Below are 25,728 nucleotides of genomic sequence, written 5' to 3' on the forward strand. Positions count from 1 at the left end.
AGCCTCAATTTGACTAAACGCTCGCCATCAATTGGCGGGCATGATCGCGGGCGGACTTGGAATCGCGGTCACCGAGCATGCGAGCCAGCTCGCTTTCGCGTCGCTGCTTATCCTCATCGATGCGGCAAATCGTAACCGTGGTCGTGCTGTCGTCCTGCCCTTTTTCAACCAGGAAATGCTGTCGCGCGAGCGCCGCCACTTGCGGCAGGTGGGTCACGCAAAACACTTGGTGATCCCCGGCCAACGCTGCCAGCTCGCGGCCCACGGCGGCACCGATCTCGCCCCCCACATTGGCATCCACCTCGTCAAACACCAGCAGCGCCGTGGCGTCGGCCTTGGCCAACACGGCCTTCAGCGCGAGCATCACACGAGCGGTCTCACCGCTGGAGGCGATTTTATTCAACGGCATCAGCGGCTGGCCGGCATTGGGCGAAAACACAAAACGGCAACCACTGTGGCCATGGCGGGAAAGCTTGTTCTCGGTTTCCACTTCGATGCTGAAATCCGCCTTTTTAAAGCCGAGCTTGGTCAGCAACTCACGCGCCTGTGCGGCCAAATCTTTGGCCCCCTTCAGACGGCGCCGGCGCAGCTCATCGGCTTGCTTGCGGAGGGATTTCTCCAGCTCGCCCGCGCGGTGCTCCAGCTTGATCAACTGCCCCTCGACGTTGGTCTGCGAGCCAATCTTGCGGACGAGGTCATCGCGCTTGGCGCGGACTGCTTCGGTCGTGGGCCCGTATTTGCGGCGAATTTGCAGCCAGGTTTGCATGCGCTGTGCGATGGACTCCGCCTCACTCGGGTCAAAGTCGCCGCCACTGGCCAGTGCCTCATATTCCGACGAAAGGTCTTCGGCTTCAATGATTAGCGCATCCAGGCGGCCCGCCAGGGCATCGGCCTCGGGGTCGATCTCCGCCAGTTCACGCGCGGCGCGCAACACCCGGGACGCCGCTTGCGCAGCCTCGCGGGCACCCTCCCCAGCCTGCTCTGACAGCTGCCCCAACTCGCGGGCATTGTCCAGCCGCTTAAAATCGCGTTCCAACTGCTCAATGGACTCGTCCGACGGATCCACCTCGTTGATCGCATTAATCTGGCTCTGTAGGAACTCCGCCTCTTCCGGCGATAGACGCTCGGCGGTGCGGAGATTTTCCATCTCGCGCCACAGTCCGCGCCACTGATCAAAGTCGGCCTGATAAGCCTCCAGCGCGGTCGAGTTTTTCGCAAAAATATCGAGCAGCGCCAGTTGGTTTTTCTCGTGAAAAAGCTTCTGTGGTTCTCCAGGCCCGTGGAAGTCGATCCACTCTTCGCCAAGCTGCTGCAGCGCCGTGACCGTAGCCAGGGCACCGTTGATTTGCACCTTGCCGCCGCGCTTGCGGTGCAGGCTTCGGCGCAGGATCAGCACGCCGTCTTCACAGGGTGGCAGCTCAAGCTCGTCAAGCAGTTCAGCCAGTTGCTTATTGCCCGCCACATGGAGCGAGGCTTCGACGATGCACTCCTCGGCCCCGCCGCGGATGATGGTCTTGTCCACGCGGTTGCCCGCGAGCATGGACAGCGCGCCCAGGAGCACGCTTTTGCCGGCACCGGTCTCGCCCGTGACGGCAGTGAAACCCGCCTCGAAATCGAGCGAGACTTCATCGAGAAGAGCGAGGTTACAAATGTGCAGGAATTGGAGCACGCAGTGGAGAAAAGCGGAAAATCTGAAAAAACTAAAGATAAACGTTTGTCCTCCGCTAAAGATTTTCCAAACTTCCGCTTCTTAGATTTTCAAATCATTGAGCAAGCGCCCCTCGCGGGTCTAAAAAAAGATGAAAATAAACCTTGCCCAATGTGCTGTAACTCTCTTTTTTCTGCCTTTTCCCAAATATGGGGGTATAGCTCAGTTGGCTAGAGCGCATCGTTGACATCGATGAGGTCACTGGTTCGAGCCCAGTTACTCCCACCATTTTATACAACAGCTCATTTCATCATGGAACCAACCTACCGACCACACAAAGTAAAGCGCCTTCGCAAGTGCGGCTTCCGTGCGCGCATGAAGACCAAAGGCGGTCGCAAAGTCATTGCATCGCGCCGTGCCAAGGGCCGCAAGCGCTTAGCCCTGATCAAGCACACCCGTCGCCTCTGCCGCTAGGTTGAGCACAGACACCACTTTTTGAAAGACGGCTCCCACGGGAGCCGTTTTTTTGTGGGCTGCTAGGGCCAACGGACATTCAACTTTCAGAAAATTTGCCCCAACGGGGCTACGCATCAATAGCCCAGGGTTGGCTTGAGGCCGCAGAGCGGCTGAACGCCTACCCTGGGAATACGAATACGTATATTGCCTATGCCAAAGGGATTGCGCAAAACGACATCTTGGGTAGCCCCGTTGGGGCTGGGAGATAACAAAGTTTCCCTTCCCGCAAGCGGTTCGCTTTAACCCTGGGCTATTGATGCGTAGCCCCGTTGGGGCAGTATTTGCAGCAATCAAGATATAAAATGAATGTCCGTTAGCCCTACGCCTCTTTCAAATCATCGTAGAAACATCCCAGCCCCACGTATAGCGATGCAATGATATACAGGACTCCGACGATGAGGCATGGGAAGACCATCAAAATGCTGAACGCCGCAATGGTCTCATTGATCATACCCAAAACGGCAACCACGATACCACACAAGATCATCAGCCCAATCGTCATCACCATGTAGTACATGTAGAAGCGAAAGAGCTTGAATGATTTTCCCTTTGTCATCGTCCAGCCAAACTTCAGGGCTTCGATGGCTCCATCCGCCACATCGACGAGACTGAAAAACGCCATCGAGAATCGGGCTTGTAAATAATATATGACTCCCATCACCAGGAGCATCCAGAGCAGCCCCATCACCCCAAACACGATGCCCATCGCCGGGCTTTCCAACGTTTCAGGATCAGCCATCGGCATGATCAAAAACGAAAGCGCAGTAAATGGCGCGTACAGGACCATCAATGCGGCAAAGGTCAGTGCAATCGTCAGCAGGTAGAGCAGCATCGCGGGCACGAAGTGCGAGAACCCGCCAAAGACTGTGCTGACCGAGGAAGGTTGCCGCCGCGAAAGTAACAGCATATAAGCGGACATTCCCAATAGCAGCGGTCCACCAATCAATAACGGCCCAACGAGCGGAATCACCCCGGCCACCGTGATGACCAGACCAAACACAAATACCGCCAACATCGCGCTCTTGGCATTTCCAGCCATCGCAATTGAGGCCCGCTTGCGCAGCTCAGCATTACTGGTCTGTCCACCGGTTCCATTGACCGCCCCTTCCGTCGGCAAAACATCCTGCTGCCCAACGGGGATCGGTGCGCTTGCCACCGACTGCATCTGAGCCGCCCCCATCGCCTGCTCGTAGGTAACCCAGTCCGGCATACCGTCGGTCCACACATACGTGCTCGGCTGAATAACGCCTTGCCGCGCCAACGCGTGAAGCTCTTCCTGCGACACCGGCCCCTGCTGCTGACCATTTTCGACGTAACACCAACGCATATAGACCAAACGCTGCCGAGCGTTTACCCTACAGTAAAGCGTAATATCACACGTATAAGTAAAAGGTAGGTTACTCGCTCCCCTTCCAATCCATGAAACAACGGCAGTGAATCAAGCAGTGGCGAGTTGAGACTCGGCGCCATCTGCACGTTTCTGCACCTGCCGGTAGATGCTCTCCACACAGTTGCGAATCAATTGCTCATCGGAAACACCATAGAGGCTGGTCTCGGGCAACTTTACGTGTGTCTGAAATTCACTGGCGAGTTCGGCAAACACCCGGGCACGACTGGTAGGCTCCAACTGGTCCCGTCGGGTCAACGCCTGAAAGGCCAGCATCGCCAGCTCCGGCGAAATGCGCTGCCTCAACGTCGCCTCCACGTGCGGGTGCTCGTGCAGCGAGTTGTATTTGTTCTCCGGTAAGCGTGACAGGTCAGGCAGCGCCGGCGGCTTTTGGCGGACAACCACCGTGCCAGCGGCTAAATCCCCCAATCGCTGATAACGGCGACTACAAATACTCACGCATCCCCCCAGGAAATAGAGCCCAGGCAGCGAGTCGACAAAGCGCAGCAAATTGCGCAGCACAATCTGGTCGGTGTGCAGTTTCAGCCCATGCGCGTCCACCACACGTAACCGAAACATGCGCTTACCCACCGTTTGCCCGCGCCAAGCCCATTCCAATAGCCAGAAATAGCCAATGGACAAAATAAAGTAGCCCAGAATGAAGGCCACCGCCGCCAACTGACCGCTGATCAGGCTCATCAACGAAAAGATCACCGCCATAACCATGGCAATCGTCAAGATCACGAGCAGGTCCACCGCCAGTGCCAGCAACCGCGCGGCCGGGCTCGCCAGAGCCATGGTAAAGCGCACGCCTTCCGGCGTCTCGACGACCAGGGAATTTTCCCGCTGAGAGGTCATTTCGGCTCCTCCTCATTCAGTGACAGGGTGTGCTTACGCCCGGCGAACATCAAGAACGCGATCAGCCCGATGAGCTGAACCATGCCAAAGCCAATTTTAACCGAATACGGCAAGACCGGCTCATGGTATTGCGAGAAAAAAGCTTCAACAATACCGGCCCATACGAGCATGACTGCGACGCCACCGATCAGCGTCAGCAAGTCTTTCCGAATGGCTCGCATCCGGCTGACGAGCCCCTTGTCGCCATCGCGAAACAGCAGCGCTTGCCCGAGCACCAGTCCGGCCTGGCCAGCGAGCAGGATAGCCGGGATTTCGATACTGCCGTGCGGCAGCAGCCAGCCACACAAAAACTTCGTCTCGCCGGCCAGTACGTAGTCAAAGCCCACCGCGCCAAGGATGACGCCATTGTAAAACAAGTTAATGATGGTGCCGATGCCAAAAGTCATCCCGAGCGCCAACGTGAAAATCGAGACCTTGATATTATGCGTCATCAGGAAGGCCGAGAACGTGCTCTTGCCGTCCTCCAGGTTGGAGCCGCGGTTGGCCTCCTCCTCCGCGACACGCTCGCTGGGCGAGCCCATCAGGTGGTCAAAACCGATGATGACCGGCTTGGCCTCAGGGTCCAGCATCAGGGCAAAACCACCAAAAAACACCCCCGCGAAAAACGCGAATAACACGAGCTTGAGCGCCCCAAAGTGGCGGCGCACCGTCTGCGGAAAAGTAAACGCGAGCCAATAGGCCATTACGCGAAACACCGGCAGGCGCTGCGTCTCCTGCACCTCGCTATAGCCCCGCGAGAGGAGTGATTCCAGATACGCACGGATCGCGGGGTCAGCCGCAGCGGTGTTGATCTGGTTTAGGTCCGCGGCCACGCGCTCCAGCAGGTAGTGAAATCGCTGGGCCTCCTCGATGCTCAGCCGCAGACGCGGCTCATCCTCCATCCGGTCCAACGTACGCTCGCACTCATCCCACTCGGAACGGCGGGTACTGATAAATCGCTTGAGGTCGATAATCATGGCGTCGCTTAGATGAGTTGGCGCTGCTTCACGCGTAGGTATTGGTTAACGATTTCCACGGCCAAATTGTTCTCCGGCAGTAGCGCCAAATCAACGCCACCCTGTCGTAAATTACGGCTTAGTTCACTTAACCCGTGCCAACGAAGGTGCCCGCTGAGCAGGCCATAAATATCCTCGGCGCTCCGTGGCTCGACCTTTGGTCGAAAGAGCGGACCAATCTCCTCGCCCACAATCATATTGGCCAAGACGAGGTGTTGCCGCGTAATCATTCGCACGGACTTGGCGAAGGAATCTGCCGCCGAGGGGTCACTAAGATCAGTAAGAAATATTAACAGCGCGCGCCGACGCAGTCGCATACGCAGGAAGCTAAAGAGCTCGTCAAAATCCGGCGTCGTGCGGTCGGACTGTAGATCGAACAAGGCGTCCTGCACACACTGCTGGTGCCCACGGCCTGAGCTGGCGCGCAGATAATTCGTCACTTGGTGGGAAAATGTCACGAGGCCGAACAAATCGCCCTGCCGGCCCGCCACCAGATTGAGGATGCTCGTTACAGTTAAAAATCGCTCCAGCGCGCTCTCGTCGGGGCCGCCGTTTTGCCCCTCAGCCACGATGCGACCGGACAGGCGTGAGTGATCGACGATCAGGTATATTTCGCGCGTGCGCTCGATCTGGTAAGTCTTGGTAACGGGCTCATTCCGCTTGGCGGTGGCCTTCCAGTGGATGTCCATCATGCTGTCGCCGGGCAAATATTCCCGCAGTTGCTCGTAGTCGCGCCCCTGCCCCATGATGCGCTGGATGTGCGTGCCGATCGTTCCGCGGTTGAGAAAAAGGTTCGCTAGCTGCTGCCGGTCGCGGCGCAAGTTCGGATAGACGCGGATCTCTGCCTTGGTCGGGAAGACATGGCGAAAGGTCCACAAGCCAAAGCGTGAAGCCGTTTCCGCATACACCGCATCCACATGGTAAATGCCACGGCGGCGGGGCGTGACCGGCCAAAGCGTGCTCCAGAATTCACCGTCCTGATCCAGGCGGATCGGTAGTTTATCCTCTGTCGGCTCCAGGCTCTGATCGAGACCCAAAGCGAGTTGAAACACGGCCTCATCAGCTCCCTCGCGACGGATAAAAAGCTCTACCTTGCCGGGGTTCCCCAGAGACATCCGCGTCACCGCTGCCGCTTCCACCCGGATGTCGCGCAAGAGCTTGCGCCCGGCCAACCAGTCCACCAGCGCAAAGACAAACAGCAAGGCATAGAGCACGGCGCAGATGGCGAGCAGACCTCCGTTCATCGGTGCCAGAAGTGCCGCCGGGCACAGCAGCGCGGCAAACAAAACGAGGCGGTTGGTGGGTGCGAATTTCATTGATAGATTAGCGCGGCACGGCGACAGCTTGCAGCAACTGGCGGATTACTTCGGCCACCGTCAGGCCTTCAATTTCATACTCCGGCCTCAGCACAATGCGGTGCCCCAGCACAGGCAGGGAGACCGCCTTTACGTCGTCCGGCGTAGCGAAGTCGCGATCCTGCAAGACGGCCATTGCTCGCGCGGCCAACAACAGCGCCTGCGTCGCGCGCGGCCCGGCCCCGACCAAAATACTTTCGTGCTGCCGTGTCTTGCGGACGATCTGCACCATGTAATTGAGCAGCTCTTCCTTTACCGTAACGGCGAGCAGCTTGGCCCGGGCGGCCTCCAGTTGCTCCGCGGAAAGCACCGGCTCGATCACCCCGCCTGCGAGCACGCCCTCTGGCGTTTGCGCAGAGAGCAGCCGCCGCGCGAGCTCGAGCTCGTCCGATTCCTCCGGATAGCCCATATCGATCTTGAGCATGAAGCGGTCCTTTTGCGCCTCGGGCAGCGGATAGGTGCCCTCGTATTCAATCGGATTCTGCGTGGCGAACACGGTGAAGTTCTTGCCAAGTTCGTGGTTTGCGCGATCAATCGTCACGGTTCGCTCCTGCATGGCCTGCAGCAGCGCGGCCTGTGTCTTGGCCGGGGCGCGGTTAATTTCGTCCGCCAGCAGGAAGTCCGTAAAGACTGGCCCTTTAACCAATACAAACTCCTGCGTCTTCATGTTGTAAACATGAGTGCCGGTGATGTCCGCCGGCATCAGGTCTGGGGTGAACTGGACACGCCCCGATTCGCAGCCAAGCACCGTCGCCAGCGTCCGCACCAGCAGCGTTTTGGCGACGCCGGGCACCCCTTCGATCAAGGCATGGCTGCCGGTCAGAATGGTGATAAGCGTCAAGTCGATCACCTCTTCCTGGCCGATGATCACCTTGCCAATTTCCTGTCGGGCATCGGTGATTATTTCTTTCAAGCTTTGCGTTTCGTTCATCTTAAATGGATGTGGTGTTTGGTTAAAATTGCGGCGATGGTGCGGTAAGTTTTTACGGGGCGGCGCTTGCGTGGTGGGGTTTCTTTGTAGGCGTTCAGCTCGGTGCAGATTTCTGCCATGGCCTCTTGCCAGCCGGACTTTTTCTGCATCTGAGGTGCAAGCTTGGTGAAGCGCTCCACGCAAACGGCCAGCAAATCCGCAGGCGCGATTGAGCGCTTGAGCAAATTGCGTAAGCCAGTGTGGCTCGATCCAGAAAGGCGCACCACGCCCGCGGACATATGGTTTTCCGACTCGCGCACTGGCGTCAGCGAATACATGTTGCGCCAGACGAAGAGCGCAGTGAGCAGCGCCAAACCAAGCGCAAGTCCACCCAAGCGGTACCGCTTCATCAGGATCATCACCCCACTGGGCTCATGCAACCCGAAGTGCCACTCATCAAAAATCGCATGCGTTGAATCTCCGTGTAGCCAGTTCAAAAAGCCGGATTCACGGTCGAGCATCAACGCCTCATTGGAGAGCAAATAGGAGCTGGCCAAGAGAATCACCTCACCCTCGCCATAGGCCTGCCAAAGCACGACGGGGCCGTTTTTATTTTCATATACGACCTCCCAGTCCTCATGATAAGCCGAGAAAAAATCGTCCCCTTTCCAGCTTACGCTACCTGGCGCGTTGAGGTCTGCAACGAGATCAGCGGTGTCTCCGGAAAAATCTCCTTCATCCAGATCAGCCTCCCATTTTACTAAAAATTCCTTCGATTCCGATTCGTCTTCGGAGTCCGTCTCCTCGACATCTTCCGCTGGCTCTTCCAGGTCCTCACCCTGCTCTTCCGCGTCTTCCTCCTGCTCCTCCAGCCAACGTCTGTAGGCGGCATCGAAATCGACCTGCGTAATGACCACCCGGCCACCACGCGCCATAAAATCGAGCAATGGGTTCGGCCCTTCGTGTCGATCAAAGAGGAACTCGGAGTTCGCGCGCAGCACATACAACGTAGCGTCATCGGGAAACTCCGCCCGACGCCAATGCCGGTAATTGCGGTCCATCGTCACGCCCGGCAAGGCGTCCAGGGACTCTGCCAACGCACGGGCACCGAGTGGGTCCAAACGCAGGCTGGACGACGGCGGATAAACATCCCCACGTTCCAGCCGCCAATGCAGTAGCCGCGCGAGGCCAAAAACCATGCCCGCGACGCAGACCACGATCAAGAGTGCGATGGCGTAACGCGGCTTCACCAGGCAAGCCCCGTGTTGCGCAGGTAGTCCTGCATGTGTTCCACCTCATTCTGCCCCACGGGTCGCTCACCGTACCATACGCCATCAAAGAGAGTCGCACTGAGTTGGTAGGCCTCCAGCACCTCGGTCGAGGAGTCACCACGGCGTGAAAGTTCGCATCGGTAATCGTAGTTAGACTTGTGGCGCGCCAGACGAATCATCCCCTCTTCGGCCAGATAGGAAAGCTCCGCGAGAAACAGCGCCCGCAAGGCGAGCCGGTAGTCCCCTTGCGCGATTAACTCCTGGGCAATTTCCAGCCACCGGTTGCGCGGCAGTTGATCCGCGGTGATGTCCTCCCGGTTTAGATCCGGAATGGTCTCCACCGCCGTGACGTTGGCCGTTTGCGCGGGTGCCGGGACTCGCGAGCGCAATACTTTGAACAGCAGCCACAGCAAGGTAATCACGGCGACCGCGATTAACAAATAGGTCAGGCCATCGAGGAAAGACAGGTCCAACGGCTCAAAATCCCAGGACTCGCTCTTTTTCTGGGGCTTCTCCTCGTCGTCAAACAAACTGTCGAACCATTCTTCCATGGCCTCCTGCGAGGACTTCAGCCAATCGGCAAAATCCTGCCACCAGCTCGGCGGCTCCATATCCCGCGCAACTTCTTCCTTCGGGAAACGCCAAATGTAGTCAGGCTGGCTCATCGTCTGCTCGATGGCGGAATCCAGGCTTTCTTCACTGGTCTTCGCTCCGTCTGACGACGCATCCAGGGGTTGCCCCATGCCGAGACCCAGCCCAAGCAACAACACGCCGACAGTGGCTGCGCGCGCGGCCTTACCCGAGGCGCGTTTGAGCGTACGCAGGTTAAAGAGCAGATCTTCCCCGCTTTGCAGAGACTGGGCATAAAAGCAGCGCAGCAGGTTGGCCGCCTTCGCGAGCGGATCGTAAATAAGATAGGTCAGCCCCAACGCGATCGAGGTCGTGGTGGAATTCATGACTAGAAATTCGCCGCTGCGAATCGCGGCGTTATCCACCCCAAAGAACGTCTTGAGCAGAAACGGAACCGTCGTGATCACAATGAACCACGAGAAGTATATCATCAGGCTAAAAAACGCCAACAGACCCATTAAAGCCCAGCCCTGGCCGGTCCAGACGCCGGAGAGGCGGATTGCCCGCTGCGTGAGCGGCTCAGGGGATTCCTCGTCACAGATCGCCGAGTAAACCATGAGGTTCTGAAAGAAGGCGTAACCCCGCTGAAACGGGATCGTGATCAAGGCCAGCACCGGCAACGCAAACAACGCCGTAGTCTGCCACTGCAATTGCAGTTGGAGCATTTTTAGCGCTGTTTTCAAGGTGACCGGCTCTGCAGCCTGTCCGCGCAGCGCCGCCCACATCCCGCGAATAAAACACGCCTGCCAGAAGCGCATCCAAACATAAGCCAGGGTCAGCATCAGTGAATCGCCCAACAGGTTCTCCGCCGCCAAGCCGCTCAGGGCCATATCATTCCAGAAAAACAGGAATGCCACCAGAAACGGCGCGGCCCCCACCAAGTAGCATGCCCAACTGGCCAGCGGTAGCAGGCGCAGCAGATGAATGGCTTCTTCAATTAAGTCCAGCCCGGACGCCTCACGCTCGTCCCTGCGCCGCCTTCCGCGCAAGCGTGGCGGCTTACTCTTTTTCTTTTTGAACGCCACGGCTAATGCTTAAAGATGGTTCCATCGTGAAACATGCTCGGGATGGAGAGCAGTACGCGACCGATCATGTAAAAGACCCACCAGGCCAACATGAAGCCGGCCCCGGCACCCAGAATCCCGCCAATGCGCCCCCAGATCGGAGAACGCTCCTTGACGTCTTCTTGCAGCAGTTCCGTCAGACACGGCTGGCAGATCACGCGACCATCATGCTCGGTCACGCATTCGCGGCAGAAGAACTTCTCGCATTCCGGGCAACGCGCAACGGCTTCACGATGGCCGTGAAGCCGGCAACGTTGCTTGGTAAGGGTCGACACAGAGCGCTACTTTTTGATGACACGTGTGTGGCAGATCACATCGTGCAGCGTGCGCTTTTCAGGGTCCCAAAGTACCATGAGGTAGCCGATACCCAAGGTGAGCGAGCTGAGGATTGAGGCAAAGATACGGCCAAAGACCCGCAAGTGCGAGACGTTGGATCCATCCTCCATGATAATCCGGATTTTGCAGATCATCATGCCCGGCGTCGCCTGATACTTTCCGCCCAGGAAGAAAATCGGATACCCAAAGCCAATGATGACGTTGATAAGCATAATGCCCAGCGTCACCGGGTTCATCGGATCGTTCGGGTTGGCACCGCCCATCGCCATCATGCCGACAATCTGAATCACGAACTGCACGACTTGCAGGATAATGCCATCGATCAGCGTGCCGCCCGCGCGAAGCAGGAATCCGGCATACTCGAACTCGCCGTCAAAGTTGCCGTCAGCGCCTTCAATCAGACGTTGCGAATAGCCCTTGCTGCATTGCGGGCACACCACCTGATTGTTCGCCAAGGGGATCAACTGGTTCGACTGCGTCATGGCACCGCAGCTTGGGCAGGTGACCATGTCTCCGGCACCCGCACCGCCGCCACCGAAAAGGGTTTGGTAAGGCTGCCAGTCCGCCATCCCTTCCCGCCAAACTAAAGTTTGTGGGTGAACGACGCCTTGCTTAGCGAGAGCGGTCAAATCGGATTCGTCGACTGGCCCCTGTTGCTCATTGTTGATTGAGTAATACCACTGCATGATAGATCGGAGGTTGGTTATGGTTTAAACATTGGCGGTAGATTCGCCGCGATTGGCAGCCTGTAGCGCCTCAGCGGTCAGCGTGCCCTGCACGGCAGTAATGCGCTCGGTAAGTTGTTTTTCAAATTTAACGGCCTTTCGCATAGCCCCTACGCCAACGAGGCGCACCTGCTGGACCTGCGTCTTGATCCCCAGCGCACAACTGCGCCCGCAGTAAATACTGTAGGCCAGAAACACGGACGATGGGACCAGTAAATACATGGCACCCCAGTTCGGCGCGTTCATCCCGGAGCCCAAGCCAATCAGGCTGAGAATAATAACCACCAGGAAAAACATCTGCACCCAGATCGAGGTGGAGGTGTTGTGGCGCTGCAAAGCCTGGATGTCTTTATAATAAAGCCGTCGGTAAACTTCGGTAAACTTGCCATCGACAATCAGCAGGTGGTCATCGCCGAAATACACCCGCTGGTGCTCTACCAGGCTGGCACCTTTGGCCGCTAGCTTATATGGATTTCCCTTCGCCATTAAAACGCCCCCGTAAAGAGTCCAATCGCCAGAATGATCATGGTGAGAATTTCAATGATGCCTATCGTCAAGGCGATGATATAGCGAATCCGAGTCTGGCGGACAATGCTCGTCGGTCCCTTTTTCCACTGCCACAGGCAGATGTAAACTGCGATCGGCGCAGTAATGAGGATCGCCGGGATGAGCATGACCAACAACAACAGCGGCCAGGTAACCAATGCCAGTGCGATGCTGTCCCAAAGCTTGCGGGTGTCATTGAGTTTCTCGCTCTTGCCGTTGGCCTTGATTTCGCTCAACGCCTGCAGGCTGATGATCTCGCCATTCCATTCCGTGGCACATAAGTCGCAGATAAAACGTCCGCTGTGGCTGCAAACCTGCGTCGCCGATAATTGCGGGTGAAAAAAGCAGCTCGATTCATCGTCCGCCATCAGCTCCTGAGCTTTGGCCGCCTCCGGGCGTTTCAGGATGGCTGGGTAAAGGTGGATGTGGTGCCCGACGTCGCAGTAATCCTTACCGTAATCATCCACTACCGGCTCACTTGGCAGCGGGTATTCCACCCTGGGACGATTCAGCGCTGGCAAGGTAATGCGCTTCACTCTCGGTGCCGACACCGGTGGTGCCGCATTGGGCATGGGCGGAGGGGTCATCGGTGAGGCTGGCACCATGGCAATGCTGACTGCGGCCGGCACTTCCTCCAGCGGCTTCCAGTTCTCCATGGGATCGCGCCAAATTAATGTCTTACCATCGACTTTGCCCGATGACGCCAGTTGCGCCAGTTCGTTATCCGAAACCGGTCCCAGCTTCTCCCCGTCTATTGCGTAGTGCCAAATCACAGTATCAAAGGTAAAATTGGCCATCTCCACGGCCTATGACGAGTCATTTTTTTCTAACCAAGAGGTAGTTATGGCCTGGGGCCCGTCATCGCATGGCAAAGGGCGGCGGCAGCGGCGTCGGCTTCGTCGGAGGGGAGATCGGCCATCAGCTTCAGGTGTTGGCGCACCATCGCGGCCACCTGCTCCTTACTCGCGCGTCCGTAGCCAACGACGGCCTGCTTGATGCGCAGCGGCGCGTAATCGTGAATCGCCACGCCACGCATCGCCGCCGGGGCAATTGCCGCGCCGCGCGCCATACCCATGATCTGCGCGGTTTGGAAATTCTGCACGTAAATCGTCTGCTCCAGCGCGAGGCAGGTGATCGGCTCCCGCTCTAAAATGGAAGCCACCGCGCGCGCAATTTCACCCAGGCACTCCGGTTGGCTGAGCTTGGTTTTCAGCTTCAAAGTGTGGCTCCCCAGCAGCTTCGGCGTCTGCCCGGGCTGAAAACGAATCACCGCCAGCCCCGTGCCGCGCAAGCTGGGATCGACGCCTAATATGGTGCCCTCATAGGGCTCGCGCCTGGCCGCCATTTGCTGCTCAATATCGGCAGCGGATACCGCCCCGGCCACGGCCTGCCCCTGTAGCTTGGCGCTCCACAATGCCCGCGCTGATTTGCGTCCCATGCCCCCAAACACAACGCGCAAAGCCCTGGGACGCAACGCGGTTTTTCAGCCGGTACGCGAAGCTATGGCGAGCGTCAGTTACCCATCCCTCGCCACCCAGCTAGGGCGAACGGGCATTCAATTTTCAGTAAATTTGCCCCAACGGGGCTTCGCATCAATAGCCCAGGGTTGGCTTGAGGCCGCAGAGCGGCTGAACGCCTAACCTGGGAATACAAATACGTGAATTGCCTATCCCTACGGGATTGCGCAAAACGACAACTTGCGCAGCCCCGTTGGGGCTGGGAGATAACCGAGCATCCAGTTTCCCAGGGTAGCGCTTCCCGCAAGCGGTTCGCTTTAACCCTGGGCTATTGATGCGTAGCCCCGTTGGGGCAATGTTTGCAGCAATCAAGATACAAAACAAATGTCCGTTGCCCCTAGCGAGGCACAGAGGCCAAAAACAAGCAGGGCCCGCGAATCACGAGCCCTGCCTGAAAATACGAAGTGAATTGCTAGCTTACTACGCAGTCGGCTGAATGCCGGAGAGGCAGCGACACTCGCCAAAAGCATCGCGTTCCTCCGGGCAAACTACGCCTCGACGAGCTTAGGCGACAGATCGACGAGGTGCGCTTGCGTCATGTCCTCCCAAGTCTTCTTGCCGCCGCTGAGCGAAGCGCGCCCGCCCGAGTGCGCATCGCTCAGGGCACCCAGGTTGACCGAGCAATCGAAGAAGAACGTGGTGCCCTCGGCCTGCACCAGGGATGCCGGCAGGGTGATCGTTGCCTCGTAAAAGAGCTCTTTCTTCTCGAATTCCAACCGGGCTTCGGCAATCGTTGCGCGGTGCCCATCGGTCACCACGGCTTCGCCATCGAGGTCCGGTAGCAGCATGACCTTTTTTACCGATTCCGCGCTGCTGTCGGCGAAGAAAAACTCCGCGCCTGAGCCAATCCGGAACCTCCGGTTCGTGGTCTGAATGTCCGAGTCCTCAACGCGGATTTTGATGACCAGATCTTCGCCGGCGCGCTGGAGCGAGCCCGCCGCGCAATGGAAGCCCGACAGCTCGATATTAAATGTCGCAGCACCTTCGTCGTTCGCAGCACCTTCGTCGTTCGCAGCGATGATCGGATAAGGTCGCAGCACGGTGTCGATCGCCAGCACATTGGCGGCATCGCTTTTCAAGCCAATCGCGATCTCGTGGTCGACGGCGCTAAGCACTTTGCCTGGCAAAGTAACCTTGGTCAGCGCGCCAGCTCCTACGGCCACCGCCACACTGGTTTGCGTAAACTCAATGGCGGCGTCTTCGCAAGTGATCGACATCGTCGTCGCCGCATCCTCGCCACTTGGGTTGTCGACTTCGATCTCCAGTTGGAACTCGCTGCCGGGCTGATCCAAACGCAGGCCAAGCGGACGGGCACGCGCAATCAACTGGTCGCCCACGCCGGCATAGGTGCGGCCGGTGTTATGTATGACCGGCGCGAACTCGCCCAAGTAGCCATCGCTCTGGTGCGCCTCAATCAGTTCGTCGCACATCGCCCAAATTTTATCGAGCGTAAGCGCGGACGCCGTATGCGGGTCGAGCATGACCGCGTGGTAAATGTGTTCGCGCTTGCCGGTGAGTGCCGCTTGCACGGTGAGCTGCTGCACGTTGATATTCGTCAGGCACATCGAAGCAAGTTGCGGCGGCAGGTCGCCAATCATCGTAGGTTGCAGGCCGACGGCATCGACCTGGCACGGCACCTCGACGTTGCAGTAGTCCGGCAGGTTGGCAATGATGCCCTTGTTCGGGACGTTGCCGTAAACGGTGCGCAGCGTATTTGTCTCGCGCGAATGGATGATGTAGCTGCCGTATTCATGCGACTGCGGATTGACAACCATCTTGTGATCACCTTCGCCGATGAGCTTCGCCTCGGTGTCTTTCCAAGAGGCAATGATGCCTTCGCAGCGGCGCGGATATTCATCCAGCGGCACCTTGAACTTGTCGATCACTTCCTGGCCGTGGTGGATAAAATACGGTACGTATTCACTCTGGTGCTCCGAACTTTCCGTGACAAAGTAACCAGTGCGGCGCATCATCTCGTAGCGCACCAGCTCGAAGTCCCGCTTCGGGTCTTCCAATACTTTGTAAAGCAAAGGATACGCGTCGCGGCCCTTGTATTGGAACTTCAGGAAGAAGGCCATGTGGTTAATGCCGGCGACGAGGTAGCTTACGTCTTCCATCGGCAAGTGCGTGTGGTTGGCCAGCATGCGCGCCGTACCAAAGACCGAGTGGCACAGGCCCACGTGCTGGATGCCAACCTCTTGCTCGACGGCCATGCAGTTCATCGCCATCGGATTGGTGTAGTTCAGCAGCAGGCAATCCGGGTGTGCGTGATCGGCGATGTCCTTGGCGATCTGGTTGATGACCGGTATCGTCCGCAGCGCGCGGAAAACGCCGCCCACCCCGAGTGTGTCGGCAATGGTCTGCTCTAGGCCGTATTTCTTCGGGATGTCAAAGTCGCGCATCGTCGAGGGCTTGTAACCGCCCACCTGGATCGTGCAGATGACATATTTGGCGTCCTTCACGGCCTCCTTCTGGTCCATGGTCGAGGTGACCGTGGCCTTCACCCCGAGAGTCTCGGCCACGCGCTTCATCATCACGTCGGCCACCTTCAGGCGGGCGGGATCGATGTCCATCAGGCAAATGTGCGCGTCGGACAGTTCCGGAAATTGCAGGATGTCGCCAATCAGGGTCTTTGCGAAGACAACTGAGCCGGCGCCGATGAGGGTTATTTTACAAGCCATAGTAAGAATCAGTGCAACGAATAGCGGGCCGTTTCGCAAGCAGTCTAAATTGACAAATTTCCGGCAGTATGTGACTTATTGCAAAATGCCGGAACTCTACCGTATCTCCTGGGCTTCCCGTGAAACGCGCAACTCGCGACGCTACCACTATGACAATACCAGCCGGGGCGGGCCACCGATCTATGTCGTGCAGCGCACCGTTAGCGGCTGTGGCTTCATCGAGCGCGACGGCGTGCGCTCCCTCACCCCGCAGAACACTGCGATGCTGTTCTGGCATGGTGACCAATCCAACTACGGCTACGCCGAAGAGAGCAACGGCCCCTACGTACTGGACTTCATGGCGATCACCGGCCCCCAGTGCGAGGCGATCTTTCACAAGGTCAATGAGCTGAGTGATAGCATCATGCCCATGCCCAAACAATCCGAGCCAACGCGCTTGTTTTACGAGCTCTCCCGACGCTTCAATGAGCACACGTTTCAGGACCCCTATCACGAATCTATGCTGGTCTATGAGCTGCTCATTTCCCTGCTGCGCGAGGCGACCAGAATTCCGGCGGAACGAGACCCCATCACCTACGCCGCCGAATACATCCAGCGGCGCTACCACCAGCCCATCACTATCGACGAAGTTGCCCAGGCCGCGGGCGTGAGCCGTGAGCACCTGACCCGCCAACTAACGCGCCGTCTGGGCCAGTCTCCGGGCAAACGCCTGCAGGAGCTGCGTATGCAGGCGGGCAAAGACCTCGTCTGCCACACCACCGCGCCCATCGAAGCCATCGGCCCCCACTGCGGTTACCTCGACCCCGACGCCTTCGCCCGCGCCTTCGCCCGCCGCTTCAAGATGAGCCCAGGCAAATACCGCCAGCGCTACCAGGAAAATAGTGGCGCAGCAGGTAGTCGCAGTTAAGCCGGTTCCTTGGCACTGGCCAGCAGCTCGGAAACCGTCACGCAGCGCAGACCTTTTTCTTTGAGGATGGCGAAAATCTCGGGCAGCGCTGCCTTGGATTTGTCGGACCACGAGTGCATCAGGATGATGTCGCCTGCCTGCACACCGTTCGTCGCGCGGCTGATTATCTTCTCCACCGTAATGTCGCCTTGCCAGTCGCCTACACTGCGGTTGGCGTTGATCGCGGGCAGATTCATCTCACCCAAAATCTCCAGCACCTCATCATCATAATCGATGTATGGCGCGCGGAAGGTAACCGGCGTCACACCGGCGGTTTCCTGGATCAACGCCTGCAGCTCCACGATCTCGCTGCGCTTCTTATCCGACTCCAGCTTTGGCAAATGCGGGTGCGTCATGGTGTGGTTGCCGAGTTCATGCCCCTCGGCCAGCGTGCGCTTTACCAGCTCGGGCTCTTTAGTCACGTTTTTACCGACAAGGTAAAACGTCGCCTTGGCATCGTGCTCAGCTAGGATGTCGAGGATCGCGGCCATGTTCGGTCCATTGGGGCCGTCGTCAAAGGTCAACGCCACAACGGGCTGGTCGGTTGAGACCTTGGTGTAGCTAGGCGTGGCGGCGGAACTGGACGAAGCGGAAAACATGATGGCAATCAAAAGGGTAAGCAACGATTTCATCCACCCAGCAAAGTGCTAACGCGTTTTCCTGACAAGGCCAATCTGCGAGAGTCGGTGGCGTGGCGAAGCGTGAGATTGCGCTACGGAGAGTCCGTGGTCGCGGGCTCAGTGGATTCCTGCACAGGCGCATCTTCAGTCGCCGCGGCAGCCTCTTCGACCACCGGCTCCTTCGGCTTATTACGAACGTGCACGAAGTAAGGATAAAGCATCTTGGTGTCAGTCAGCCCCTTGCCTTCTTGCAGCGGGTCCTGCACCTCCTCAGCCATCGGATCAAAACGCCCGGTGTAAACTGCCGAGTATTGGATGGCCCCCTTCACGCCGACGGCCAGCTGTTTGATTTCCAGCCCCGATTCCGCCACGGCTTGCCATGCGCAAATCCAGGCCAACTCATTCATCGACTCTTTGGCATCTGCGGTGAACTTCCGCAACTGAGGCACGTGGACCAGGATTACACAGCGATCACCATTGACCGCGCAATAGGTGATGAAGTTGCCGTCGGTCAGCGAGAAGGCCTTTTCGTCCCCCCCAGTGAACAGGATACTGCGCATCATTGCCATCTGGTTGGAAAACTGCTTGGCGATATTGAGCGCATCTGGCTTGTTACCATTGGCCACGCCTTGCTGGTCGGAGATGATCATCCGGTTGGCAGCGTCGAATTCGTTTTTACCCGGCGCGTCGTAACTACTCTGCGATGAGCCGCCCTCATTGGTAGCTGGGAAAATCATGTGGTAGGCTACCTTGACCACCAAAATCGTAAAGAGCACCAACAGAAACTTCACGCCGAATGACATCTTTTTCTTTGGCGTGCGATTCTTATTACCAATAGACGGCGTGGGTGAATTCGATTGGGATGGAAGCGGGGGCGGCGTTGGCATAATTTTTTATTAGTATTCAGTACTCTATAATTATGTACTGAACGCTGGTTGATAACTATCTATTGGCAAGAACTTTGTCGGGGGAATCACAAAAATAAGTGTAAGCGGTTATAAACGCACTCCGGACTAATAATGAAAACCAATCAAGGTTCGCTCCTGTTCTCCAAAGGTAGCGCAGGCGCGCCATGTCCCGCCAAGCGGTGATCTCGCGCGCACCCCCATCCTGCTGGCGATCGAATCGGACACTATAAAGTAGCCACTCCAAATGCGATCCACCAGCCAACCAACCCAATGCAGTGCGCTGCGAGGACGCATCTGCGCTACCCTACTTCGACTTCAACCTACTCCTCAATCAGCACCAGCGCGCCGCTCGGGGTCGCATCGAATAGCTCCACCACATCCGCATTGTTCAAGAGCAGGCAGCCGTGGCTGTTGGGCTGGCCAATGCGGTCTTCCTGGTTGGTGCCGTGGATGTAAACATAGCGGTCGTGCGTGTCGCAGCCGGGGCCGGCGTTGACGCCCTCCTCCAGACCGCGAAGCCAGAGGATGCGCGTGGTGATTAAATTTACCTCGTTGCGGGCAGCGTCGAGTTCATAGCAATTTTCACCCGTGGGTACACGGCCTTTCAGGACGTCTCCCAAGGCCAGACCATCGCCGATTTTCTCATCGATCACGTGGAGGCCAGTCGGCGTGCCGAGGGAGTTCTCCACACAGCTCGGCGGCTTGCGCGAGGACGAGATGGCGTAGGCTTTTCGCAACTGGCCGTCCTCAAATGCAAATAGTTTTTGCTCGCCAATCGAGGCATAAAGCGCATGTTTGGTCGGTTTCACTGAGCGCTCCTGGCAAACCGCCAGAATGCGTGGATAATAAGAGGAAATAACCATGAGTTATCGTGTAGGCATAGTCGGCGCAACTGGCGCCGTTGGTCAAGAACTGATCGAGCTACTCCATCGTCGTAATTTTCCGATGTCGGAGCTCGTCCTGCTGGCGTCCAGCCGTTCGGCTGGCAAGACCATCACTTGGCAGGACAAAACCTGGACCGTCCAGGAAGCCAAGCCCGAAGCCTTTGACTCGCTCGACATCGCCATCTTCAGCGCCGGCGGCTCCACCTCCACTGAACTCTGCCCGGAGGCAGCCAAGCGCGACTGCATCGCGATCGATAACTCCTCGGCCTTCCGCATGGACCCGAAGGTGCCGCTCGTCGTGCCGGAGATCAACCCCGACGCCGCGCGCAGCCATCAGGGCATCATTGCCAACCCCAATTGCTCGACCGCTGTCGCGCTGATGGGGCTCTACCCGCTGCACCGCGAGTTCGGCCTCAAGCGTTTCTTCGCCGCAACCTACCAGGCCGTTTCCGGCTCGGGTGCCGCCGCGATGCAGGAGCTCGAAGACCAGCTCCGCGCCTGGGGCAAGGGTGAGGCCATTACCTACAGCGAATACCCGCACCAAATCGCCTTTAACCTGATCCCGCACGTCGACGTGTTTTATGAGGACGGCTACACCAAGGAAGAGCACAAGATGCTCAACGAGAGCCGCAAAATCCTCACCATGCCCGGGCTGAAGGCATCGACCACCTGCGTCCGCGTGCCCGTGCTCCGCGCGCACTCCATCGCGATCAACGCCGAGTTCGAAAAACCCGTCGACCTCCAGCGCGCCCGCCAAGTGGTGGGTAGCTTCGAAGGTGCCGAGCTCGTCGACACGCCCGCGGAAAACAAGTATCCGATGCCGCTGGACTTCTCCGGCAAGGAAAAGTGTGGCGTCGGCCGCATGCGCATCGACACCGCGTTCGACAACGGCCTGTCCCTGTGGGTCGTTGGCGACCAGCTCTGGAAAGGTGCCGCGCTCAACGCCGTGCAAATCGCCGAGCTGCTCGTCGCCGACAAACTGATCTCGCCCAAGGCGACGGTTTAAAGATCGCAGTAGTCCGTTGTTCAACCACGAAGGACACGAAGAGCACGAAGCCTGAAAACTGAGGTTTTTTAAACCACGGAGAACACAGAGATACGGAGGAATTCAAACTTCATACCTCTATATTCTCCGTGGTTTTTTGATTTAGCTTAGGTTTCGTGCTCTTCGTGTCCTTCGTGGTTGAATCCCTTGTTGGGTAAGTCATCGCCACATCGGCATTGCCTTATTATGCTGGCGCGTGTGATATACTGACATGATCTGCCGCGCCACTATTCTTCTGCTGCTCACCGTTGCCCCGCTCTGGGCCAAGTTCCCCGACGACTTCGAGTCGCCGCTGACCCGTATCGCCTTTGGCTCCTGCAACAAGCAAACGCTGCCCCAACCGATGTGGGACGTTATCGCCGCACAGCATCCCGACCTGTGGATTTGGATGGGCGACAACATCTACGGCGACACCCGCGACATGACCATTCTCGCCGCCAAATACGAGAAGCAATTCAAACAGCCCGACTACGCAAAATTTCGCGAAGCGACCCCCGTCCTCGGCACATGGGACGACCACGACTACGGCGAGAACGACTCCGGCTCCTGGTATCCGCCCAAGGCCATTGCACGCGATCTCGCGCTAAACTTCTTCGAGGTGCCGGACACCGACGAGCGCTGGAGCCGCGAGGGCCTTTACGGCAGCTACACCTTCGGCCCCGAGGGCCAACGCGTGAAGGTGCTGCTGATCGACGACCGCTACTTCGCCGGCAAACCGAAGAACCCCGGCTCCGACCTGCTCGGCGCGGAGCAATGGACATGGCTGCAAAAAGAGCTCAAGTCCAGCGACGCCCAGATCAACCTCATTGTGACGGGCATTCAGTTTCTCTCCGAAGACCACAAATACGAGAAATGGGCCAACTTCCCGCCCTCGCGCGCGGGTTTGCTAAACTTCATTTTGGAAGAAAACATCCCTGGCGTTGTCTTCATCAGCGGCGACCGCCACATCCACGAAATCTCGATCAAAAACGACGCCGAGACCCCCTACCCGCTACTCGACATCACCTCCAGCGGCCTCACCCATTCGTGGAATAACTTCCCCGGCGAAACCAACCGCTACCGCTCCGGCGGCATCCACACCGACCTCGGCTTCGGCCTCATCGAGCTCGACTGGGACGCGACACCCGCCACCCTCACGGCAAAGCTCATCAACCGCAGCGGCGATACGGTGAACTACGTCAGCATGCCGATTGATGCGCTGAAGGCGGCGAGTCCCACTACTCAACCCGATCAATAGCCGCTTCCAACGGGAATAATCAGAAAGCGCATCCACATAATCAACGCGAATAACGAGACATGCTATCTCGTGAAAATGCGGGTTATTTCTCAGCCCGCTGGCAAACGGTTTTGCCCGGATGCCAGACGCCTTCAATGACTACCGACCTTCGGTTTTGGGGCAAACCTCGCTCATTGCGCATTAGCTGTGCAGTCACGATGTCCAGCGCAGCAGCACCCAGTAAACTGAGATCGCGATGCACTGTAGCGACTTCGCTGGGTAAGTCTGAGCGAACCAAATCCACGTAACCGATTTTCTCTGGAATGCTTAACCCCCTGCCGAGCAAATAATCATACAGATGGTGAATCGTAGCGTCGATAATCGCGTCGGGCTGCTCGCGCTCCAGCCATTCATCAAAACCATTGATTGAGCCTTGATTGCCGATGAACGGGCGACACAGACACTTGGGACGATTCGCCATTTCGCGACCGACGGCAGATGACCACGCATAATCAAATTTCGAATCCGAATTGTCAGTATATGCGATGCCAATTCGCTGGTAGTTTAACTTGTTGAGTTCGCTGACAGCAAGGCACATGCATTGAGTTAGATCACTATGTGCCCGGTGGAGTTTCGGTCGCCATAAAGACAAGCCGATGGTAGCCACGGCAAAGTCATCCCAAGGAAAAAGAATATGCCGCCGCGGCATCTCGACAGGGCCAATGATCACGCCACTAACGCCACGGGCAAGGAGCATCTCTCGCATTCGTTTTAAGTTCGCCCCAGATTCGTGAAGCCATACCGGCGACACGGAGAATCCTGTGAATTCTCCTCGCTGACGGGCCCCCTCAAAGAAATTCTCGTAATGGTTGCGCCCCCGCCACTGATTAGGGCCGTCCAGGCAGTGTATGAATGCAATATTTGCATTACATTGAATGGGCCGAGTGCTGCGAATGGCCCCCATAAGCGTAGAAACCAGCGGGTTGGGCCGATAGCCCATTTTTTCAGCAATCGCTTGGATGCGCACTCGAGTTTCCTCCGATACTCCCGGCTTGTTACGCAGAGCAACCGATACAGTGTTTCGCGTGGTATTCGCGGCCTTGGCGATATCGGCCATACTGACGGATTGGATTTTGCTCATGGATGAACGTATGCGTGCGCTCCAATGTTTATACTCGCGGCCGCCGATTCGAGACAATCTTACAATTACGTGTAATGGTCCGGTCCTATTGACGATTCCGGGAGGGCAAAGCCTAATGCACGCCTTCAAAGAATCACCAACCCAAGATCCTCAACAATGAAAAACGTCCTCACACTCCCCCTCGCGTTCCTTTCGCTCAGCGCCTCTGGTGCCATCATCGACAACTTCCAATCCGATACCGTAGGTGAAGCGCCAACCGATTGGTATAACGCCAACAATTGGACCGTAGAACTCGATCCTACTGATCCGACTAACAAGGTTCTGAACACGCAGAGCCGTGAAGGAAATCAATTAAGCGGCATAAGCGCCACGATTGGTGCCAGTTCAACCTTAACCCTTCAGTTCGATTTCTACATTGGCTCCACGAGCTTGACTGATTTAACCATTGGCATGACGGGGATTGCGGATCTGTCGACCGCCAGCTTCTCCGATTTTGGCCCGATAACACGATTGCAGAATGGCGATATTCGTCTCTATCAGGGCGATGGCTCAGGCGGAGGCGCTTACACGGATGCCGACCAGTCAATAGACATCAATACATGGTATACGATGAGCATGATTATTGACAATGCCAACAATACGGTAACGAGCACGATTACCGGAGGCGCTTTCAGCTCCCCCAGCATTCTGACCAGCAGTTCGCAGTCAACGTTTGCCTTCCGCCAAGACACCTCTGGCAACTTGGTCAATTTCGCGATCTACGGCAATACGAACAATAGGAATTCGTCGAATCCTATCCTGATTGACAACATATCCATCATTCCCGAGCCAAGTACTTATGGTCTGTTGCTGGCAGCCTGTGTATTGGGGTTAGCCCTTGTGCGTCGCCACCAGCAGTAGATGGCGATTCTTTAGCGTAATACCAGTCTTCATACTAAAAAAGCAGTGCCAATATTCGACTATTAGTTCCCCCACCTGGTTCATCTCTGGAGTGCTAGCCATAGCCGGAATTACTCCGGCCATGGCTACTCCAATTAACGAGCCCCAGGTGTCTGAGATCATTGTGGGCCATGTCTTTATATCAAGTCATACGTCAGCCAAGATTACTCGAGGCTGCACGCAGTCGCATCAGAAAGGACGATGCGGCTGTGCGCAACGAAACGCAATGGCTGCGCGCCGAAGCAAATAATGCACTACGCCAGGGCCCATTAACGATTGTTGAAAAACAGCGGACGCCGCCGAGTGGTGATAAACGTGACTACATGAGTCAAGGCCCTTACTGGTGGGCCAACCCGGATACCCCGGACGGCTTGCCTTATATTCGGCGGGATGGAGAGCTAAATCCCGAAAGTGAAACTTTTGATCGGCAAAAACTCAAGTCGGTTACCCATGCCATCGATGTCCTGGCGCTGGCTTGGTACTTTTTTGACGATTCGCGCTATGCCGATCATGCCGTGAAACTACTGCGTGTCTTTCTCCTGGACGAAGCCACCGGCATGCGGCCTCATCTAGAATATGGTCAGGCGATACCGGGCATCTGTACTGGCCGTGGCATCGGCATCATTGAAACAGTGATTTTAGCCCAGCCAATGGTAGACGCCATCTCCTTGCTTAAGGAGTCACCCAGTCTCTCATCGCAAGACTACGCAAGTTTGCAGGGCTGGTTCAGTGACTACCTGGACTGGCTGTTGACGAGTTCACATGGCGTATGTGAATCAAAGGAACATAACAACCACGGCACTGCCTTTGATTTACAGGTCTGTGCGATGGCAATGTTTACGGACCAGACAGATATCGCCCGGGAAACGCTGAGCACCGTTTTCGAAAAGCGAATCAAACAACACATCGAACCCGATGGTCGCCAGCCACACGAACTCTCACGAACCAGGGCCTTAAGCTACGCCACGTATAACTTGCAGTTACTATTCGGCCTGGCGGCGATCGGCGATAAGTGCTCGATCAATCTCTGGAACGCCGTTGATGAAACAAATCGCGGTTTGCGTGTAGCGCTCGACTGGCTCATCCCGTATTGGACGCAATCAGCGCCTTTTCCATACCAACAAATAGTCCCCTTCGATTACTCAGTTGCAGAATATCTGTTGTATAAGGCTTCATGCGCATACGATTGTTCATCCTATGAGGAAGCGGCCCGAAATTTGCCGGCCATGAAGCAGTCGCATCGATGGAATCGCTATCTGTAAGCGTCCACACTCTTGACGCGCCAGGAACTAGAACATGGCATGATCGCCCCCCTCACGGAGGAGGACATCAACAGAGAGGATCGCTGCGAAATGCGCTCGCTTTTTCGGCCGCTTTCCCTACTGGCTACTGCATTTTAAAATACTCCTTTTCTCCGTGCCTCTGTGGTTTTAAAGACTTAATTTGATTCTGCCCTAGAAGCCCGTGCGGATCCGCTCGAATTATCTTTGTTTGTGAAGACTAAAGATATAGATTAATTGTGGTCATTTA

General features: G+C 56.9%; 23 protein-coding genes, 1 tRNA gene and 1 pseudogene. 7 read left to right on the plus strand and 18 right to left on the minus strand.

What is annotated here, in order from left to right:
- Positions 1 to 13: 13 nt before the first annotated feature.
- Positions 14 to 1,669, minus strand: a complete 1,656-nt coding sequence (locus O3S85_RS10495) for a DNA repair protein RecN (RefSeq protein ID WP_269540250.1) — start codon at positions 1,667 to 1,669, stop codon at positions 14 to 16.
- A gap of 190 nt (positions 1,670 to 1,859) precedes the next feature.
- Here O3S85_RS10495 and O3S85_RS10500 point away from each other — a divergent pair.
- Both O3S85_RS10500 and rpmH read left to right on the plus strand, forming a co-directional pair.
- Positions 1,860 to 1,936: transfer RNA gene (locus O3S85_RS10500), tRNA-Val, on the plus strand.
- 24 nt (positions 1,937 to 1,960) lie between these two features.
- Positions 1,961 to 2,122, plus strand: coding sequence for a 50S ribosomal protein L34 (gene rpmH, locus O3S85_RS10505; protein WP_269540251.1), 162 nt, complete (start codon positions 1,961 to 1,963; stop codon positions 2,120 to 2,122).
- A gap of 361 nt (positions 2,123 to 2,483) precedes the next feature.
- Here rpmH and O3S85_RS10510 read toward each other — a convergent pair whose 3' ends face one another.
- The 13 genes and pseudogenes from O3S85_RS10510 to melA form a co-directional block, all read right to left on the minus strand.
- Positions 2,484 to 3,491: a DUF975 family protein gene (locus O3S85_RS10510; RefSeq protein ID WP_269540252.1), complete on the minus strand. Its 1,008-nt coding sequence runs from the start codon at positions 3,489 to 3,491 to the stop codon at positions 2,484 to 2,486.
- Positions 3,492 to 3,602: 111 nt separating this feature from the next.
- Positions 3,603 to 4,409 (minus strand): RDD family protein, encoded by an 807-nt coding sequence (locus O3S85_RS10515; protein ID WP_269540253.1) that lies wholly within the window; start codon positions 4,407 to 4,409, stop codon positions 3,603 to 3,605.
- Positions 4,406 to 5,425 (minus strand): stage II sporulation protein M, encoded by a 1,020-nt coding sequence (locus tag O3S85_RS10520; protein ID WP_269540254.1) that lies wholly within the window; start codon positions 5,423 to 5,425, stop codon positions 4,406 to 4,408. Before O3S85_RS10520 ends, O3S85_RS10515 begins: the two co-directional genes overlap by 4 nt.
- Before the next feature lie 8 nt (positions 5,426 to 5,433).
- Positions 5,434 to 6,780 (minus strand): DUF58 domain-containing protein, encoded by a 1,347-nt coding sequence (locus O3S85_RS10525; protein WP_269540255.1) that lies wholly within the window; start codon positions 6,778 to 6,780, stop codon positions 5,434 to 5,436.
- A gap of 7 nt (positions 6,781 to 6,787) precedes the next feature.
- Positions 6,788 to 7,750 carry an AAA family ATPase gene (locus O3S85_RS10530; protein WP_269540256.1) on the minus strand — a complete coding sequence of 321 codons (963 nt, stop codon included), beginning with the start codon at positions 7,748 to 7,750 and terminating at the stop codon, positions 6,788 to 6,790.
- Positions 7,747 to 8,979 (minus strand): DUF4350 domain-containing protein, encoded by a 1,233-nt coding sequence (locus O3S85_RS10535; protein ID WP_269540257.1) that lies wholly within the window; start codon positions 8,977 to 8,979, stop codon positions 7,747 to 7,749. Before O3S85_RS10535 ends, O3S85_RS10530 begins: the two co-directional genes overlap by 4 nt.
- Positions 8,976 to 10,655: a hypothetical protein gene (locus tag O3S85_RS10540; RefSeq protein ID WP_269540258.1), complete on the minus strand. Its 1,680-nt coding sequence runs from the start codon at positions 10,653 to 10,655 to the stop codon at positions 8,976 to 8,978. Before O3S85_RS10540 ends, O3S85_RS10535 begins: the two co-directional genes overlap by 4 nt.
- A gap of 2 nt (positions 10,656 to 10,657) precedes the next feature.
- Positions 10,658 to 10,969: a B-box zinc finger protein gene (locus O3S85_RS10545; RefSeq protein ID WP_269540259.1), complete on the minus strand. Its 312-nt coding sequence runs from the start codon at positions 10,967 to 10,969 to the stop codon at positions 10,658 to 10,660.
- Between the two features lie 6 nt (positions 10,970 to 10,975).
- The gene (locus tag O3S85_RS10550; RefSeq protein WP_269540260.1) at positions 10,976 to 11,716 is read right to left on the minus strand and encodes an RDD family protein; all 741 of its coding nucleotides are present in this window, start codon (positions 11,714 to 11,716) and stop codon (positions 10,976 to 10,978) included.
- A gap of 24 nt (positions 11,717 to 11,740) precedes the next feature.
- Entirely contained in the window at positions 11,741 to 12,241 is a 501-nt protein-coding gene (locus O3S85_RS10555) for a hypothetical protein (protein WP_269540261.1), read from the minus strand.
- The gene (locus O3S85_RS10560; RefSeq protein ID WP_269540262.1) at positions 12,241 to 13,074 is read right to left on the minus strand and encodes a DUF4339 domain-containing protein; all 834 of its coding nucleotides are present in this window, start codon (positions 13,072 to 13,074) and stop codon (positions 12,241 to 12,243) included. The genes O3S85_RS10555 and O3S85_RS10560 overlap by 1 nt, the downstream gene beginning before the upstream one ends.
- Positions 13,075 to 13,142: 68 nt before the next feature.
- Positions 13,143 to 13,739, minus strand: coding sequence for a crossover junction endodeoxyribonuclease RuvC (locus O3S85_RS10565; protein ID WP_269540263.1), 597 nt, complete (start codon positions 13,737 to 13,739; stop codon positions 13,143 to 13,145).
- A gap of 1,449 nt (positions 13,740 to 15,188) precedes the next feature.
- Positions 15,189 to 16,499: pseudogene (melA, locus tag O3S85_RS21305) on the minus strand (alpha-galactosidase); the annotation flags it as partial.
- Between the two features lie 85 nt (positions 16,500 to 16,584).
- On the opposite strand from melA, the gene O3S85_RS10575 reads away from it, so the two are divergent.
- Positions 16,585 to 17,406: a helix-turn-helix domain-containing protein gene (locus O3S85_RS10575; RefSeq protein WP_269540265.1), complete on the plus strand. Its 822-nt coding sequence runs from the start codon at positions 16,585 to 16,587 to the stop codon at positions 17,404 to 17,406.
- Here O3S85_RS10575 and O3S85_RS10580 read toward each other — a convergent pair.
- The 3 genes from O3S85_RS10580 to O3S85_RS10590 all read right to left on the minus strand — a co-directional run bounded on the left by O3S85_RS10580 (position 17,403) and on the right by O3S85_RS10590 (position 19,836).
- The gene (locus O3S85_RS10580) at positions 17,403 to 18,044 is read right to left on the minus strand and encodes a polysaccharide deacetylase family protein (protein WP_269540266.1); all 642 of its coding nucleotides are present in this window, start codon (positions 18,042 to 18,044) and stop codon (positions 17,403 to 17,405) included. The genes O3S85_RS10575 and O3S85_RS10580 overlap by 4 nt on opposite strands.
- 113 nt (positions 18,045 to 18,157) lie before the next feature.
- Entirely contained in the window at positions 18,158 to 18,952 is a 795-nt protein-coding gene (locus O3S85_RS10585) for a hypothetical protein (RefSeq protein ID WP_269540267.1), read from the minus strand.
- A gap of 341 nt (positions 18,953 to 19,293) precedes the next feature.
- On the minus strand, positions 19,294 to 19,836 hold the full coding sequence (locus O3S85_RS10590; RefSeq protein ID WP_269540268.1) for a L,D-transpeptidase: 543 nt from the start codon (positions 19,834 to 19,836) through the stop codon (positions 19,294 to 19,296).
- Here O3S85_RS10590 and O3S85_RS10595 point away from each other — a divergent pair.
- Both O3S85_RS10595 and O3S85_RS10600 read left to right on the plus strand, forming a co-directional pair.
- Positions 19,835 to 20,863 carry an aspartate-semialdehyde dehydrogenase gene (locus O3S85_RS10595; RefSeq protein ID WP_269540269.1) on the plus strand — a complete coding sequence of 343 codons (1,029 nt, stop codon included), beginning with the start codon at positions 19,835 to 19,837 and terminating at the stop codon, positions 20,861 to 20,863. The genes O3S85_RS10590 and O3S85_RS10595 overlap by 2 nt on opposite strands.
- 250 nt (positions 20,864 to 21,113) lie before the next feature.
- Complete coding sequence (locus O3S85_RS10600; protein ID WP_269540270.1) at positions 21,114 to 22,139, plus strand: alkaline phosphatase D family protein; 1,026 nt, start codon at positions 21,114 to 21,116, stop codon at positions 22,137 to 22,139.
- A gap of 82 nt (positions 22,140 to 22,221) precedes the next feature.
- Here the strand turns inward: O3S85_RS10600 and O3S85_RS10605 are convergent, their stop codons facing one another.
- A complete protein-coding gene (locus O3S85_RS10605) occupies positions 22,222 to 23,259 on the minus strand; it encodes a LacI family DNA-binding transcriptional regulator (RefSeq protein ID WP_269540271.1) in 1,038 nt (345 codons plus the stop codon).
- 156 nt (positions 23,260 to 23,415) lie between these two features.
- Here O3S85_RS10605 and O3S85_RS10610 point away from each other — a divergent pair, with 156 nt between their 5' ends.
- Together O3S85_RS10610 and O3S85_RS10615 are read left to right on the plus strand one after the other, a co-directional pair.
- Positions 23,416 to 24,159 (plus strand): PEP-CTERM sorting domain-containing protein, encoded by a 744-nt coding sequence (locus O3S85_RS10610; protein ID WP_269540272.1) that lies wholly within the window; start codon positions 23,416 to 23,418, stop codon positions 24,157 to 24,159.
- Positions 24,160 to 24,329: 170 nt separating this feature from the next.
- On the plus strand, positions 24,330 to 25,460 hold the full coding sequence (locus O3S85_RS10615; protein ID WP_269540273.1) for an alginate lyase family protein: 1,131 nt from the start codon (positions 24,330 to 24,332) through the stop codon (positions 25,458 to 25,460).
- The last annotated feature ends 268 nt before the right edge of the window (positions 25,461 to 25,728 follow it).

The organism is Cerasicoccus sp. TK19100, assembly GCF_027257155.1.
Classification (GTDB): Bacteria; Verrucomicrobiota; Verrucomicrobiia; order Opitutales; family Cerasicoccaceae; genus Cerasicoccus; species Cerasicoccus fimbriatus.